The following is a 14,453-nucleotide window of genomic DNA, read 5'->3' as shown; positions in this document are numbered from 1 at the left end:
TTACTGTTACCTAATTGTTAATTTTAAAAGTGAAATTCGAAGCCTGTTCTAAATGAGATAAAATCCTCTATTCCAGCCTTCTTCGAATAATTTATATCTGCCTGTACTTTAAGTTTATGTCCTACAATATATTTAGATCCCCCAAGGGTGTATTGCTCTACATCATCTACTTCTATAATATCGGTATAGTCATTTCTTGAATACCTTGCTGCGATTTCATAATTACTTTTGAAAAGGTACGCAGTTTGGAAATTTATTCCCTGCCCTTCCAGCACCCTGTACTCAGCTGTCTGATTTTCTCCCTGAATCCTGGCAATTGGATCTTCTGCATCACGATAGGCATATTCTGCCATTACAGAAATTCCGCGGTATTTAAAAACCGCATCAAGAAAAAACGTTTGGATATCGGTTTTATAAAGTGTCCCATCTTCCAACAGCATAAAACTTCCCAGGTTACTTCTAGTTCTTACGGCATCATTATTCATATCGTACACTGCTCCCAGCATTAGTTTAGGTGACGGTTCTCTTTCAAGATCTGCCTGGAAATAATCTCCTTTTTCAAGAAATTCACCAAAGGGCAAAAACTCAAGTCTCCCTGTATATTCCATTCCTCCCTGGCTACCGCTGGTAATATTTCGTCCTTCTCCCTGCGAAAATGCCAGCTTCTCTTTGATCACGAATTTTTCTCCCAGTTTGAATCTATGGTGTAGCTGAAGTCCGATATCTCTATCAAGATTAAAGGCGCTGTTTAGAATAGATCGGTCTATTAGCTGCAAACTGGCTGAAGAAATCACCCTTTCCACATTTCCAGGAAGTTTGGCTTGTCCAGCCCACAGTTCGAAGTTCTTATGAAAATGCCATTTAAGAACTGCATCAAGAATATACCGCGGCGAATTGGAGGTAAACTGATTCGCTCCGGAAATATCATTATTTGAAAGGCCAAGTTCGATCTTATAAACCAGTTTTGGGGTAAGGGCGAATCCATCAAATTTTAGCCTGGCTCTTCTAATCAGGAAATTTTGTTCTGGATCCATGTATTCTTCCCCATTGTGATTCCAGGTAGTAAGTGATCTAAACTGAAATCTTGGAGCAAACTCCACACTAAAGGAACTATCCCTGGCAGTGAAATTCAGCAGACCTTCACCAAACTTCACATTACCCAATTCCTGAGCTCCCAGTCCTGTCGCTAGGAACAGGCATAAAATAAGCACGCTGATTCTAATATGTATCAAATTGTATCATAGTTTTTTGGGGTGATATAAAGCAGCTTTATGTTAACTTAATGTTTCGTGTACGTTAAGCCCACGGTGGGCAAGTTAATCAAAAAAGTTTGAGCTTGTGATGCTGTAGCGCTTAGAACTGCATGGCCTTTGGTCGTAACTAAACTTTTTGAGAAGGTAGTTTATCAGACTTATAGATGATACGGAATTGTTCTCTATACATCAATGTACTAATACAGGATTTGGAAAATATAAATAGCTTCCGGACTTAAAACAAAAAAGCCACTCGAAAAACGAATGGCTTTGTTGCTCCTCCTCTTGGGCTCGAACCAAGGACCCTCTGATTAACAGCTGCGAAAATGGTGTTTCAGATAATTTCATTTAGCTTCTTATGTATTGATAATCAGTATTTTACAACTTTTTCCTTGTCATTTAGTTTTACAATATTTACCTTTATTTGCCCATTTGTTGTACCTATGTTGTACCCAATTTAAGCCGCATGATTACTATAAAAATTGTACAGAGAACAAAGAAATTAACCGATGGGTTGTACCCAATTTTCTTGCGTGTGACCAAAGATCGACAAACTAAATATTACAAAACCCCATTTAGTTCGGAGATTTCCGAATGGTCAGCTTCAACAGGAACCTTTAACAAAAAGCTGAAAAATCATTTTCAGTATAATCGGTTACTGGTAAAAATTAAGGATCGGGCTTACCAGGTAGCAGCGGAAATTGAAATTCAAAACCCCGATTATACACTGGAAGATTTTGATAAGCTTTATAGAGTTACCTTCAATCCAGTTAAAAATGATGTCTTTGCCTTTTTTGATGAAATAGTAGAGGAAATGACTTACGCCGGTCGTGTAGGAAACGCAAAGTCCTATAAAGACACTAAAACATCGGTGCAAATTTTTCATAAGAGCAAAAAACTTAGTTTTCGGGAAGTTAACTCTACTTTTTTAAGTAAATATGATGCTTTCTTAAGGTCCAGAGGTGGAACCGACGGAGGGGTTGGAGTAAAGATGAGAGCCATAAGGGCATTGTTCAACAAAGCCATAGAACGCGGAATTGTGAAAGAAAGTTTATACCCCTTTAAGAAATATAAAATTTCAGGCTTAAGAGGCAAAGGTTTTAAACGTGCCCTGGATTTTGAAGAAATAATGCGCATTGTTAATGTAGATTTGAGTAATCATTCGCATTTAGTTGATACCAGAAACTACTTTGTTTTTAGTTTCTATACTAGGGGAATGAACTTTGCCGACATGATGGGTCTCGAATGGAAAGATGTGGAAAAAAATGCTATTTATTACACCCGGGCTAAAACCAAAGGAAATTTCTCAATTGCCATAATGCCCCCTGTAAGAGAAATTCTTGACCATTACCGAATTAATGGGTATGGAAATAAATATGTATTTCCATTACTGTATCGTGAAAACTATACTCCTACCCAACTTGCAGATCGAAAACATAAAATGCTAGGGATCTATAACAAAAATCTAAAGGAACTGGCTACAATATGTGAGATCACAAAAAACGTTAGCAGTTATGTGGCCAGGCATAGTTTTGCTAATTGCCTTAAACAAAAAGGGGTTGCAACTGATGTGATTAGCGAATCTTTAGGACATCAAAACCTAACTGTAACCCAGGCATATTTAAAAGAATTAGATACTCAGGTTGTGGATAAAGCGCTGGAAGTATTGTTGTAATTATTCTACTTTAGGGTTGAAGTCTGATTATTTCCTTAAACGATCTTCAATTTCAAAGTCATAAACTCTTTTTAATTCGAATTTTCTCAAAGTCCTGATGTAAAACTTTGATTACATTAATTACCTAATTGGTATTTTATTAATTAATACTAAATACTTCCAATTTAGCCTCCCTACCTTTAAGAGTTCTAAATCCTAGGGAGGATACCTTGTATTTTTTATCTACCATTGTTTTTTTTATTAGTGCGCCTGAAAAAAGTACAGATCTATCTAATTCTTTACACAATCCTTCTAATCTTGCAGTCACATTTAAAGTGTCTCCATGGTAGGCAAGATTTCTTTTTATATTTCCTACCTCAACTCTGGTAACTACACCGACGTGAGCCCCGGCTTTAAAGGACGGAGTAACACCAAATTTATCCGTGTAATATTTTGAACGCTCCTGTAAAAGTGCCATAACCCCAAAGAAGAATTCTATATACACATATTCTTTCATGCCCTCCAAGGGCCAACTTACAACAATTTCGTCTCCCACGTATTGATATATTTCAGCATTATATTTTTTTACCATCTTATTAATATCAAGAAAGCATTCCTGTATAAGATTACTGTAGGCAATGTGACCCAATTGTTCAGCCATTCTTGTAGAGTTAGAAAGATCCAGGAACATAAAAATGCGTTCTTCTTCTCTCGGATATCTAAACCAGCCCAATAAAATAGGAAGTAGGTAGCCAGGACCAAGTATTTTTTCAATTTGGCTGATAAAACTGATTATTAAGGTCATAAACAAGGTGTAGACGAGTAGGATAGCATAATGATATATCCAGTTATCTCTTAAAATCACCTCTACAAAACCTATATCCATATGTAATAATTCCAATACCCAAAAGATGATAAGTCTTGTTAAACTTATCAAACCCATAATTGTTATGAAATAAGCAAAGCTTCCTATAAGTATTGTGAGACCTAAGCTGTTATTTAAATTGGATTTTTTATTTAAGAAGTATTCAAAAATACCTAGGATGATTCCATTCATAAAACCAAATATTAATACTGTTAGTATTAACATTGCTACACTTAGGGTAAATGGGGAATTCGTGCCTTCAAAAATTGAAAGACTTGAAAAATATAATATAAAGCCCAGCACTCCGTAAGCTATGATCCAAAAAATTACCTGTTTGATAATAATAGTTAGTAATGGAAATCTATAACTTAAACGAATAATCTCATATAAGTAATTTTGTTTCATTAAAAATGTTCTTTAAGCTTTCTAATTAATAGACGGAGAAGGAATCTGACAGAAATTTTAGTAGCGGAGGGTTAAGGCCAAGGTGTTAACTTAAATCTTTTAAAAGAAGGTGTCATTTTAGGCCTGGATTCTATCCAATCTATAAATTCCTTTATGGTGGTAAAATACTGGCGGGTTTTATCAGATTCTACTAAATTTATTAAAAATGCGTTCTCTAAAAGCATAAGTATTTCTATAAAATCAACATCACATTGACAGATACTATCTAAATCATCTTCAATCTTAACCGGATATCCTGACCAGAGGCTTAGCTTTTTTTCATAAATTAAATTTTTTTCGTAGCGCTTCATAAGTATGGTATTTAGTAATGAGCTGTGTATTAGTAATCAAAAACAAGAATGATAATTTTCAGTGAAGAAGTATTGCTGAAATTTTTCCAGAGCAGTATTTTTTCTAAAACATTTAATTCCAGATAGGGGTTATAATTTTTTTATTTCAAGACCTCTCATTACTTCTTTGCCCTTTTCGGTGGTAATTGCATTCATATAGAATAAGAGAGCTTCCTCCTGATACCTGGACCTGCTTATCTCTTGGTTATCCAGATAAGGGGTGTTATCATAGCTCATAGTCATTTGGAAAAATAATTTCGAATAAAAATAGGCATCAAAATCTTTTCGGTATAAGCCTTGACTTCTTCCTCTTTCAACATTATGCATAAGTATTTCCGAAAGTTTTCCGGAAAAATATAGCATATGTTTATTGAAGATCTGGGGATAATACTTCAGGAGTTGACGAAGAAAGATGGAATCATTGGTTCTTGATGCCTTTTCAATTTCTGTATCTCTGGCAAACATTCTTTCTATGGCATTCTCGATTGTTTCATCCAGGTCATTCAATTTTTCCAGGACTTTCTCTAAACTGTAACTTAACACCTCCTCAAGAAGTATATCTTTATTTTGATACTTTTCATAAAGTGTCTTTTTAGAAACCCGAAGTTCCCTTGCAATCTCGTCCATGGTCACAGTCTTGGCACCATTCTTTAGAAAAATCTGGGAAACCTTACTTAATAATTCTGTATCTTTTTCCATATCTCTTAAATTTTTTGCTACTTCTTCAAAGATCTACATTTAATAGAAGTATCGAAATATTAGATTAATAAATCTGGTTACTTAATCAGTAACCAGATTCTATTGATCTACTAGAATTCAAGCTCACTCTTTGGATTGAGGTGCTCGTATTCTGCATGCATTAATTTATCATAATCTTGTTTTTCTTTAGAAGAGAATTTCTCTTCAAGCCGAACAAAGATCAGGTAAACCACCGGTACAATGACTAGGGTAAGGAATAACGAGGATAATAGGCCTCCAATAATAACGATGGCTAAACCATTGTTCATTTCCGCTGCTGCGCCAGATGCCAGAGCAATTGGTAGCATTCCAAAAACCATTGCAATTGTGGTCATCAAAATAGGACGAAGCCTGGCGTGGTTTGCCTGGATTAAAGCTGTTCTTATCTTTTCTCCATGGGCTAACCTATGATTAGCAAAATCAACCAGCAAAATGGCATTTTTCGCCACCAGGCCTATTAACATAATGATACCAAGAATGGTAAAAATATTCAAACTCTGATCAGTTAAAGCCAGTGCCCACAATGCACCTATAAATGAAAGCGGAATGGAAAACAATACAATAAATGGTTTAATAAAATCATCATACAGCACCACCATAATCATATATACCAACATAATAGCAGCCAATAGCGCAATTCCTAAGGTTCCAAAACCTTCACTTTGATTTTCCATGTTTCCACCCCAGGTCCATTCCACACCTTTTGGCCGCTCAATATTTGCTAGTTTTTCTTCCCATTCCTGCGCTACTGCTCCCAAGGTTTTCCCTACGGTTTGGGCAGAAATAGTTACAGAAGGAGACCTATCATAACGCTCTAATAAGGAAGGACCTGATTCATAACTAATATCAGCGAACTGTGCCAGGTTTATTAATTCTCCATTGTTATTGGTGAACTGGATGTTTTGCACGTCTTCTATATTGTTTCTTGAGGCTTCATCAAAAATAATATTGATATCATATTCATTATTTCCAGTTCGAAATTTATTGTCGGTATTTCCACTAAAAGCTGTACGCATTGTTTGACCAACTGTAGCAACATTTAATCCCAGGGAAGTCATTTTATCTCTGTTTACATTTACAGAAATCTCAGGATTTCCTTCCTCAACACTACTTTCAATTTCGGTTGCTCCTTCTACAGTTGTTAATGCTTGTTCAGCAGCTTTTGCATAAGCTAAAGCTTCCTCAAAAGAGTTCCCTGTTATGGTCATTTGAAGAGGTGCAGCTTCAACTCCAACCAATCCAACAGAAACAGTAGTAACATCGGCTGCAACTAATTTTTGTTCCAGATCTCGTTTTATCCTCGCAGCTATAACGCTAGTTTTTTCCTCTCTTTCAGATTGATCCACCAGGGTAACCGATACTTCTGATTTGTTATTGGTTGCCTGTGCACCTCCCATACCTCCACTACTGGATTGCCCCACAGTGGTAATTAGTCTTTCTACTTCAGGAATTTGTGAAAGGTAATTCTCTGCTTTTTGAGTGATAAAATTTGTCTCTTCAATGGAGGCGTCTTTATCTATTTCCAATTGAACTAAAAATTCGCCCCTATCGGTTGAAGGAAAAAAGTTGGAACCAATATAACCCATTGCCACTAGGGCGATTGAACTTATGAAGAGCCCAGCTACAACTACAAAGGTTTTTACTTTATTATCTAAAGACCATTTCAGGATTTTTGTTACTTCCTCTGTAAACCAGGTCAAACCTTTTTCAAACTTATGGATGATTTTTCCAAAGAATGATTTATTGCTTATAAGCTCCAATTTTCCAAATCTTGAAAATAACCAAGGCACTACGGTAAAGGAAACCAATAAAGACAGTAAAGTTGCTATAACTACAGTTACACAGAATTGTCTAATAATGTCGGCCACTAGACCGTCACTTAATGCAATTGGTAAAAATACTACTACAATCACCAGAGTGATCGCCGTTACTGTAAATCCAATTTCTGAAGCACCATCGTAGGCGGCACGTACTTTGTTCTTACCCATCTCCATATGACGGTGAATGTTTTCAATAACCACAATGGCATCATCTACAAGGATACCTACAACCAATGAAAGTGCAAGCAAACTCATTAGGTTAAGACTGTATCCCAATAACCACATCCCTATAAAGGTTGCAATTAACGATGTTGGAATTGCTACCATTACAATAAGAGCATTCCTGTAACTATGCAGGAAAAATAACATTACGAAAGCCACAAGACCTATTGCGATGAAAAGGTCTTTTATTACTGAGTTTGCTGCTTCCAACGTAAAGACAGAATTGTCATTGGCAATATTTATATCCACACCCTGATCAGCATACTGCTGTTCAATTTCACTGATATTTTCCTGTACAAGTTCACTTACGGCCACTGCATTTGCATCAGTTTGCTTTTGAACCTGGAGCAGGATCGTATTATCACGATTTATACGTGCAATCTTTTCAACTTCTTTTTGAGTATCCTGAATTTCAGCAATATCAGAAAGTTTAATGTTCTGCCCGTTTTGTGAAGCTATGGTAAGGTTTCTAAGCTTATCTACAGACTGTATTTTTCCCGCAAGACGAATAAGTGTAGTATTCTCTCTAGTTTTTAAATTTCCAGTCGGAAAATCCAGGTTTGACGCAGTGATTATTTGCTGTACCATTGGTACAGTAAGCCCATAACCCTGAAGCCTGTTAGGATCTAAATTCACCCTAATTTCTCTTTCCTGGCCACCTACAAGGTTTACCTGAGCAACCCCTGTAAGACGTGAAAAAGCAGGTTGAATTTTTTGATCAATTAAATCATATAATTCATTTTCTGAAAGATCTGCAGTAACTCCCAGACTCATTATAGGCATATCAGAAACCGAAACCTGCGAGAGGGAAGGTTCGTCAATATCATCCGGAAGATCTGAACGAATAGCGTTTATGCTTCTTTGTGCTTCATTCAACGCAAAATCTACATCAGCTTCATTATTAAATTGAATGGTTACTACCGACAGACTTTCAAAGGAACTTGTCTGTATTTTTTTAATATTCTCAAGAGAAGAAACAGCATCTTCGATCTTGCGGGATACCGTATTTTCCACCTCGGCAGGTGAAGCCCCGGGATAAACCGTCATAACGGTTACTACCTTTACTTCGAATTTTGGAATCAACTCATAGTTTAATTGACTATAGCTGAAAAGACCTCCAATAATAAGTAATGCAAGCATCACGATTACAAGACTGGGCCTTTTTATAGATACTTCTGCTAATTTCATTTTCTTTTCTTCTCTATTATTTAATCACTTTTACTGCAGTATTATCTGTCAGGTTAATCTGCCCGCTGGTTACCACTACATCTCCTTCATTAAGCCCATTGTTTACTTGCACCTTGTTTCCGTAATTAATACCGGTACTAATTTCTGTGAGGTATGCAATACCTTCTTTTATAACGAAAACCCGGTTGTCGCTCACGCTTCCCACGAAAGCTTCCCGGGGTATTACAAGTACATTATTCTCTCCTTTTTGGTTAAACATTGCCGTAGCATACATTCCTGCTCTTAAGTTTGTTTGGGAATTATCTACAGAAATTTCTACAGGAAATTTTAAGGCTCCATTAGAGGCCGGAGCGATAAAAGTTATCCTACCGTCAATGGTTTTTTTGGTAGCACTTGGAGTTACTTTAACTGAATCTCCAAGCTTAAGTTGACTTACGAGAGATTCGTCTACTTCTACTTTTAAGTCTAACAAAGAAATGTCTACTACTTCTATTATTGATGTTCCCGGAGCTACGACCATTCCAACTTCAACCATTTTTTTATTTACCACTCCACTCATCTTTGAGCGTACATTGGTGTCGCCGGAATTTAGTTGGGCAGATTGATACTGCGCCCGTGCATTTTCTACCTGTAGTTTTGCCTGGTCAAGCTGTGAGGCAGTTACTCCCCCCGTTTTGTAAGCAGCCTCGTATCTGTTTAGGTTAGACACAGCGTTATCAAGATTGGCTTTTGCATTCTCCATATTGACATTTGCTTTATCTCCAATTAGTTTCGCTATTACCTGACCTTTCTTTACATCATCACCTTCTTCAACATACACAGCTCCTATTTGTCCTGAGATCTCGGCAGAAATATTTGCAGTGGCTGTGGGTAAAAAGGTGCCGTTAACCGTAAACATGGATCCAATTCTTTCTTTTTTTGCAATTGCAGTGTTCACTGCTACTTCTGTATTTTCCTGTGTAACGAGACTTAATTCTCTTTCGTTCTCTTTCTTATTGTTTTGTAGGATAAGGTAAAACGCTACGGCTACGCCTAATAGCACTACTATTGCGATGATTGTCTTTTTTTTCATTTTAAAAGTTATTTTCGTTTAATGTGTCTAATTTTCCCTGGGATTTTAAAAGCTCTACTTCCGCTAGTTTATAATCTAACCTGGCATTGGTTAAATTGTTTTTAGCATCAGCAAGTTCTCTTTCAACATCCAGCATTTCGTTAAGAGTAGCTAAACCCAACTCATAATTATTCTGGGTGTCTTCCAATACTTTTTGCGCAAGCTCCACATTTTGTTCTTGTGTATGAATTGATATAAAGCTGTTTTCTAATTGTGAGATGGCATTTTCGTAGGCAAGCTGTAGAGCTAATTCAGTTTCTTGAAGATCCTCTTCAGCTTTCTCTATCTCTACCTGGTTCTGCTTCACCTTTGCCCGGGTAGCACCTCCATTAAAAATAGGAATACTAATATTTAATCCTATAGCGCTGAAATCTGACCAAAAAGCACCTTCGTTTTTTCCATTCCATAGAGGAACAACATCTCCCTGTCCCAGCCAGCCATAGTTAGCCACCAATGAAGCTGAGGGATAATATTCGGCCAGGGTTGATTTTTTCTGAAAATTTAAAAGTTCAATTTGCTTATTAAGTAATTCTAGTTCCGTACGACTGGAAAATTCAAGCTCTATTCCTGGTAAAAATTCCGGTTGGAAATTTTGTTGTGGCAATCTTATTTCTTGAGAAATGGACATTCCTATCATAAATTTTAATGCATTCTCACTTAATTCTACTGCATTAATGGCTTGCTGTTTATTACTTTTCAAATTATTTAGTGCTACCATGCTCCGGTCATAATCAATCTTTTTTGCAAGTCCGTTCTCGTATAACCCCTTAACGATACCTACCGTTCTTTCTGTGAGTTCTAAATTATTCTGAAGGTTTTCCAGAATCTGCTTTGATTGGAACACCTGATAGTAAGCAACTGCTACTTTTTCAATTATTTCTTCGTTGGTAAGCTGTGCATTAAGCTTATAAAATTCTTTTGTAGATTTTGCAGCTTTCAAACCCACAAAGACGGCCTGATTGAATATGGTTTGGGAAAGCTGTGCATTGGCTGTGGAATTCCATTTCCTTCCAAAAGCTACCGCAATACTTTCTCCGGGAGCCCCAAAAATTTCTCCGGGTAATATATTTTCCTGCAAAAGGGCATTATAGGTAGTTCCCGCATTAGCCGATAAGTTCGGTAAAGCTTTGGCCCTGACCTCAGAGATTTGTGCATCGGCGTTAGTAATATCTAGCCTGGCCTTAGCTGCATCTGCCTTATGCTCTAAGGCATACGAAACAGCATCTGAAAGTTTGAGCTCCAAGGGTTCCTGACCAAAGGTAATCCCATATACAAAGAGAAAACCAATTATCATTTTTTTCATATTAGGTACAATTTTTTTGTGATTTAGAATGCAAATATAAAACTAAAAAACTATAAAACAATAAAAGTTTTTTTGTTTTTTAGTTTTTGATATCTGGGTAGGAGGTATATTTAGCTTCCTTATTTTTATCTTGAATCAGAATTTATTTTCAAAATTGTGGAGGCTCCTTAGTAAGATGAGAAATGAGGATTTAAGACGATAATTCTATTAAATTGAGAGTAAATCGAAACATGTTAAACTTAATTTCTAATTAGTTTTCTTGAGCCTTTTAATATTTTATTGAATCTATTGATAGAACTACAATTAACTTGCATTCGCATTTTATCGAAATAGAATATTGACCTTTGGGAGGCTATTAAATAACTTCGGAAGTCAAATTGAAATATTTAATAAAACTTTTGTAGTAAGGAAAATACCTTAATAGCATCAGCCGTGGCATAACCCCAGAGCTTAGATTCCAAAGAATTCGTTTTCCTACTTTTTACTAAATCTCCCGCCCCAATATCTGCCATGATCTTGCGCGTGGTTCCTGTGCTGTTTTTATAGTGTACGGGAAGTTAAGCGTGAGTAAAAACAGCATAGGGCGCATACCACTTATGCGACAATATTTACTGTAAATAATTACCTGTTTATAAGGCTTCCCAAAGTATTTACTGTAAAAATTAGGATAATTTGCGACAAGTAAATTGTCATGACAAATGCTACTTATTTGCTTCCAGCCACTGGTAATATTCGTTCTTGATTTCAGGATTTTCTGAAAGATAATTTTTAAAGAGTTCACTTTCAGATTTAATCATCTGGTACATTTCAAACTTTTCATCCCCAGCTTTCGTGGCGGAAGATTTAAAATATCCTAATAAGCTTAACATCAGTATTCCGAAAATACAGAATAGGAAGAGCATATAATTAGGCATGAGCCGGGCATTCTTCAGTTTCTGGTCAATGCTTTTAAGTATGTCATCCTTCAACCTATCATTCTCTTCCTGCTTTTCCAGGAAAGCGTTCAGGTTTTTATCCAATGCCTCAGTACTTATGGGAATACTCATTTGCTCAATTTCTCCGGAAAGCTCCTGCAGCTTTAGAATAGCCAGCTTGAAATCGGCCATTTCATCGGTCATCAATTCCATGATCTCATCTAGTTTTTTCATAATTTATAAAGTTTTAATATCATATTCCAATTCCGGTATCCAGCGCCTTTTTTATCACCTGTTTCACCAGGTCTTTGGCTATTTTAGTGGCCATATTAGAGCTGATTTGTACAGTCTTATCTAACAGCTTTAAGCTTTGAGGGATTTCCTTCAGTCTGGAATAACTTGTGTTTTGACTGATTTCTCCAATTAGTCGGCCACCGGTCATCGAACGGTGCACCTCACTGCCTTTTAGATTGGCTCCTTTATATTCAAACCGAAAGCCCTGCAACTGGTTAGACTTATTGATGCAGGGGATTACCTTTACCTGGCAGTCCTTCATTTTACCGATATATTCATCCAAAGATTTAGGCCTGGATTCCAGTACCCGGTCGTTAATATATTTGATGGCCAGTCGCTGCACTTTCAATTCCTGCAATCTCTCCTGCTGTACTTCACATACTCGTTTTAGCCCTAATTCTTTGGCCACATTATCTGCTGCGATCTGGCTTCTTTTACCTATAAAGCTATCTTTATAGACTTCTCCTTTTAGACTTATCCGGTTGGCGTAAATATGAACATGGGTATGAGCTTTATCCCGATGTACAAAGCCAATGGCCTGGTTATTTTGCAGGTTCATCTCGTTTATAAATCTTTTAGCGATATCTTCAAGCTCTCTTTTGGTCAGCTCCTTTCCATCTTCGATGGTGGGGCTGACCACAAAACTCAGGGTGTTGTTAATGCAGCGTTCGTTTTGAGATTGAATGATCTTAAACTCTTCAGTAATTTCTTTGGGATTTTCCCCCGCCAGGTATTCCTTAAGCACTACCTCGGCATTCTTCTCCTGGTTCCAGCCATATGCTATGGAGGCCCCGGTACTTGCTATGGCATGTCCTTTCCCTATCATTTTCTGAAATTTCTTAAGTGCATCCTGATCTCTTCTGCGAGCTCCGCCACATCTTTGGCTAGCTTAGGGTTCCCTTTTTTAAACATATTGGCAATACGGGCAAAGTTGTTTTTGTATTGTATCAGCATCTGATAGCTTTCCAGTTGTTCCGGGGTTATACGTTCTACAATATTTCTCTCAAAGGCGGTGGATCGCAAGTATTCGGAAAGGGAAATTCCAGCCCTGGCCGCTCTTTTTTTGAGCAGCTTTTTCTCGTAGATCGAGCAGCGTATCTGGATATATTCCCTTTTCATTTTTCTTTTAAAATCTTTGCGACCTGCGGGAGTAAAGCAAGATTGTCATGACAATGACACATCTTGCTTTCCCTTCCGCAACTGCGATTGGTCCTCCTGAACCTACCCAAGCTAAATCATCAAATTCAGTATAAGATTCAGTAGCCAATACTGTTTTCACTTTTTGCATTGCATTAATTTTTCATTGAGGTCTTTATAGTTTTTGAAGGAATTCCGTTCATCGGTAGCACTCCTAAATAGTTTTAAAATCTTCGCTGTAGCTTGATCTCCCGCGGGATCATTATCGAGATATAGACGAATGTTCTCATAATTAGTAAGATGTCCCGTAATTTTATTGGTAAAGGCCAGAGAATTCAGGATGATAATATCTGATGCCTTTACCAGGTCTTCCTCCAATATTGCCAGAGATAAAAAATCAAACATGCCTTCAGTAATTAATAAAGTTTTAGATTTCCTTTTGATATAGGTATAGGATTTTGGAGAGCTGGACCCCTTGAAGTAGCTGTTTCGCAGTTCCCAGCCGCCTAGGGGGTTCTCTAATCCTATAGCGAAGTATTCCTTGCCGCTATAGCTAAACCAGACCTCTTTGCAATAAGGCTGGGCTATTTTTACAGGGATCTCTCTTTTTGCCAGATACTGGGTCAAGGCCTCATGTTCGATTTCTCTAGTCCTTAAAACTTCAATTTTAGAAGCAGTTCTCTTTTTTAAAATGGGCTGCTGAAAAGAAAAAGAGTCACAATTGTCTTCTAGAAACTCCAGAGCCTGTTTAACAGAAAAGTTCTTTATCGCTACGATTAAATCTAGCCCATTTCCGCCCTTTCCAAGCCCATGGTCATACCAACGGTTCAATTTTAAAGAAACCTTGAAAGAGGCCTGTGTTTCTGACCGTAGGGGACTCAGAAACCAGGCTTCTTTCTCCGCTATCCTGCTTGGAAAGTGCCCTAGTTTTGCGAGTATTTTCACGATGCAAATACTACGGGCTCTTTCGCAGGTCACACCAATCTCTTTTTCTTTTTTCATTAGCCTGTTTTTAATATTCAATGACTATAAATCATTATACTTCTGCGCATCATTTTTTTTGATGACAAAACGATGCGAAAGTGATGACCCTCCAAAAGCGTTGTTATCACTGGTCTTATTTATATTTCCTCATCATTCATCAAAAAAAAGAAATACCT

General features: G+C 37.1%; 13 protein-coding genes. 1 reads left to right on the top strand and 12 read right to left on the bottom strand.

All coding sequences use genetic code 11. From position 1 onward, the window contains the following. Positions 1 to 23 precede the first annotated feature (23 nt). Positions 24 to 1,232 (bottom strand): porin, encoded by a 1,209-nt coding sequence (locus T8I65_RS01240; RefSeq protein ID WP_322301689.1) that lies wholly within the window; start codon positions 1,230 to 1,232, stop codon positions 24 to 26. A gap of 487 nt (positions 1,233 to 1,719) precedes the next feature. Between T8I65_RS01240 and T8I65_RS01235 the strand changes: the two genes are divergently transcribed. Beyond that, positions 1,720 to 2,928, top strand: coding sequence for a site-specific integrase (locus T8I65_RS01235; RefSeq protein WP_034920038.1), 1,209 nt, complete (start codon positions 1,720 to 1,722; stop codon positions 2,926 to 2,928). A 139-nt stretch (positions 2,929 to 3,067) separates the two neighbouring features. Here T8I65_RS01235 and T8I65_RS01230 read toward each other — a convergent pair whose 3' ends face one another. The 11 genes from T8I65_RS01230 to T8I65_RS01180 all read right to left on the bottom strand — a co-directional run bounded on the left by T8I65_RS01230 (position 3,068) and on the right by T8I65_RS01180 (position 14,295). Next, complete coding sequence (locus T8I65_RS01230; RefSeq protein ID WP_051119611.1) at positions 3,068 to 4,177, bottom strand: adenylate/guanylate cyclase domain-containing protein; 1,110 nt, start codon at positions 4,175 to 4,177, stop codon at positions 3,068 to 3,070. Positions 4,178 to 4,248: 71 nt separating this feature from the next. Then, the gene (locus tag T8I65_RS01225) at positions 4,249 to 4,527 is read right to left on the bottom strand and encodes a hypothetical protein (RefSeq protein WP_322301688.1); all 279 of its coding nucleotides are present in this window, start codon (positions 4,525 to 4,527) and stop codon (positions 4,249 to 4,251) included. A 129-nt stretch (positions 4,528 to 4,656) separates the two neighbouring features. Continuing rightward, a complete protein-coding gene (locus T8I65_RS01220; RefSeq protein ID WP_034920044.1) occupies positions 4,657 to 5,265 on the bottom strand; it encodes a TetR/AcrR family transcriptional regulator in 609 nt (202 codons plus the stop codon). 110 nt (positions 5,266 to 5,375) lie between these two features. Beyond that, complete coding sequence (locus tag T8I65_RS01215) at positions 5,376 to 8,534, bottom strand: efflux RND transporter permease subunit (RefSeq protein WP_322301687.1); 3,159 nt, start codon at positions 8,532 to 8,534, stop codon at positions 5,376 to 5,378. Between the two features lie 16 nt (positions 8,535 to 8,550). After that, on the bottom strand, positions 8,551 to 9,606 hold the full coding sequence (locus tag T8I65_RS01210; RefSeq protein WP_322301686.1) for an efflux RND transporter periplasmic adaptor subunit: 1,056 nt from the start codon (positions 9,604 to 9,606) through the stop codon (positions 8,551 to 8,553). A gap of 1 nt (position 9,607) precedes the next feature. Further along, positions 9,608 to 10,948 carry a TolC family protein gene (locus tag T8I65_RS01205; protein WP_034920053.1) on the bottom strand — a complete coding sequence of 447 codons (1,341 nt, stop codon included), beginning with the start codon at positions 10,946 to 10,948 and terminating at the stop codon, positions 9,608 to 9,610. A gap of 701 nt (positions 10,949 to 11,649) precedes the next feature. Further along, a complete protein-coding gene (locus T8I65_RS01200; protein ID WP_034920055.1) occupies positions 11,650 to 12,096 on the bottom strand; it encodes a DUF6730 family protein in 447 nt (148 codons plus the stop codon). Positions 12,097 to 12,115: 19 nt separating this feature from the next. Further along, entirely contained in the window at positions 12,116 to 12,982 is an 867-nt protein-coding gene (locus tag T8I65_RS01195) for a relaxase/mobilization nuclease domain-containing protein (RefSeq protein ID WP_322301685.1), read from the bottom strand. Next, positions 12,979 to 13,275: a mobilization protein MbpA gene (gene mbpA, locus T8I65_RS01190; protein ID WP_034920058.1), complete on the bottom strand. Its 297-nt coding sequence runs from the start codon at positions 13,273 to 13,275 to the stop codon at positions 12,979 to 12,981. Before mbpA ends, T8I65_RS01195 begins: the two co-directional genes overlap by 4 nt. A 7-nt stretch (positions 13,276 to 13,282) precedes the next feature. Beyond that, positions 13,283 to 13,444 carry a hypothetical protein gene (locus T8I65_RS01185; RefSeq protein ID WP_157480502.1) on the bottom strand — a complete coding sequence of 54 codons (162 nt, stop codon included), beginning with the start codon at positions 13,442 to 13,444 and terminating at the stop codon, positions 13,283 to 13,285. Then, on the bottom strand, positions 13,432 to 14,295 hold the full coding sequence (locus T8I65_RS01180; RefSeq protein WP_034920060.1) for a toprim domain-containing protein: 864 nt from the start codon (positions 14,293 to 14,295) through the stop codon (positions 13,432 to 13,434). Before T8I65_RS01180 ends, T8I65_RS01185 begins: the two co-directional genes overlap by 13 nt. Between the last annotated feature and the right edge of the window lie 158 nt (positions 14,296 to 14,453).

The organism is Christiangramia sp. OXR-203 (assembly GCF_034372165.1).
Lineage (GTDB): Bacteria > Bacteroidota > Bacteroidia > Flavobacteriales > Flavobacteriaceae > Christiangramia.
This window is presented reverse-complemented; position numbering and strand designations above follow the sequence as displayed.

Excerpts from the sequence above, each read along its gene's own strand:
- T8I65_RS01235 (WP_034920038.1), top strand. The coding sequence starts at position 1,720 with ATGATTACTATAAAAATTGTACAGAGAACAAAGAAATTAACCGATGGG.
- T8I65_RS01230 (WP_051119611.1), bottom strand. The coding sequence starts at position 4,177 with ATGAAACAAAATTACTTATATGAGATTATTCGTTTAAGTTATAGATTT.
- T8I65_RS01225 (WP_322301688.1), bottom strand. The coding sequence starts at position 4,527 with ATGAAGCGCTACGAAAAAAATTTAATTTATGAAAAAAAGCTAAGCCTC.
- T8I65_RS01220 (WP_034920044.1), bottom strand. The coding sequence starts at position 5,265 with ATGGAAAAAGATACAGAATTATTAAGTAAGGTTTCCCAGATTTTTCTA.
- T8I65_RS01215 (WP_322301687.1), bottom strand. The coding sequence starts at position 8,534 with ATGAAATTAGCAGAAGTATCTATAAAAAGGCCCAGTCTTGTAATCGTG.
- T8I65_RS01210 (WP_322301686.1), bottom strand. The coding sequence starts at position 9,606 with ATGAAAAAAAAGACAATCATCGCAATAGTAGTGCTATTAGGCGTAGCC.
- T8I65_RS01205 (WP_034920053.1), bottom strand. The coding sequence starts at position 10,948 with ATGAAAAAAATGATAATTGGTTTTCTCTTTGTATATGGGATTACCTTT.
- T8I65_RS01200 (WP_034920055.1), bottom strand. The coding sequence starts at position 12,096 with ATGAAAAAACTAGATGAGATCATGGAATTGATGACCGATGAAATGGCC.
- T8I65_RS01195 (WP_322301685.1), bottom strand. The coding sequence starts at position 12,982 with ATGATAGGGAAAGGACATGCCATAGCAAGTACCGGGGCCTCCATAGCA.
- mbpA (WP_034920058.1), bottom strand. The coding sequence starts at position 13,275 with ATGAAAAGGGAATATATCCAGATACGCTGCTCGATCTACGAGAAAAAG.
- T8I65_RS01185 (WP_157480502.1), bottom strand. The coding sequence starts at position 13,444 with ATGCAAAAAGTGAAAACAGTATTGGCTACTGAATCTTATACTGAATTT.
- T8I65_RS01180 (WP_034920060.1), bottom strand. The coding sequence starts at position 14,295 with ATGAAAAAAGAAAAAGAGATTGGTGTGACCTGCGAAAGAGCCCGTAGT.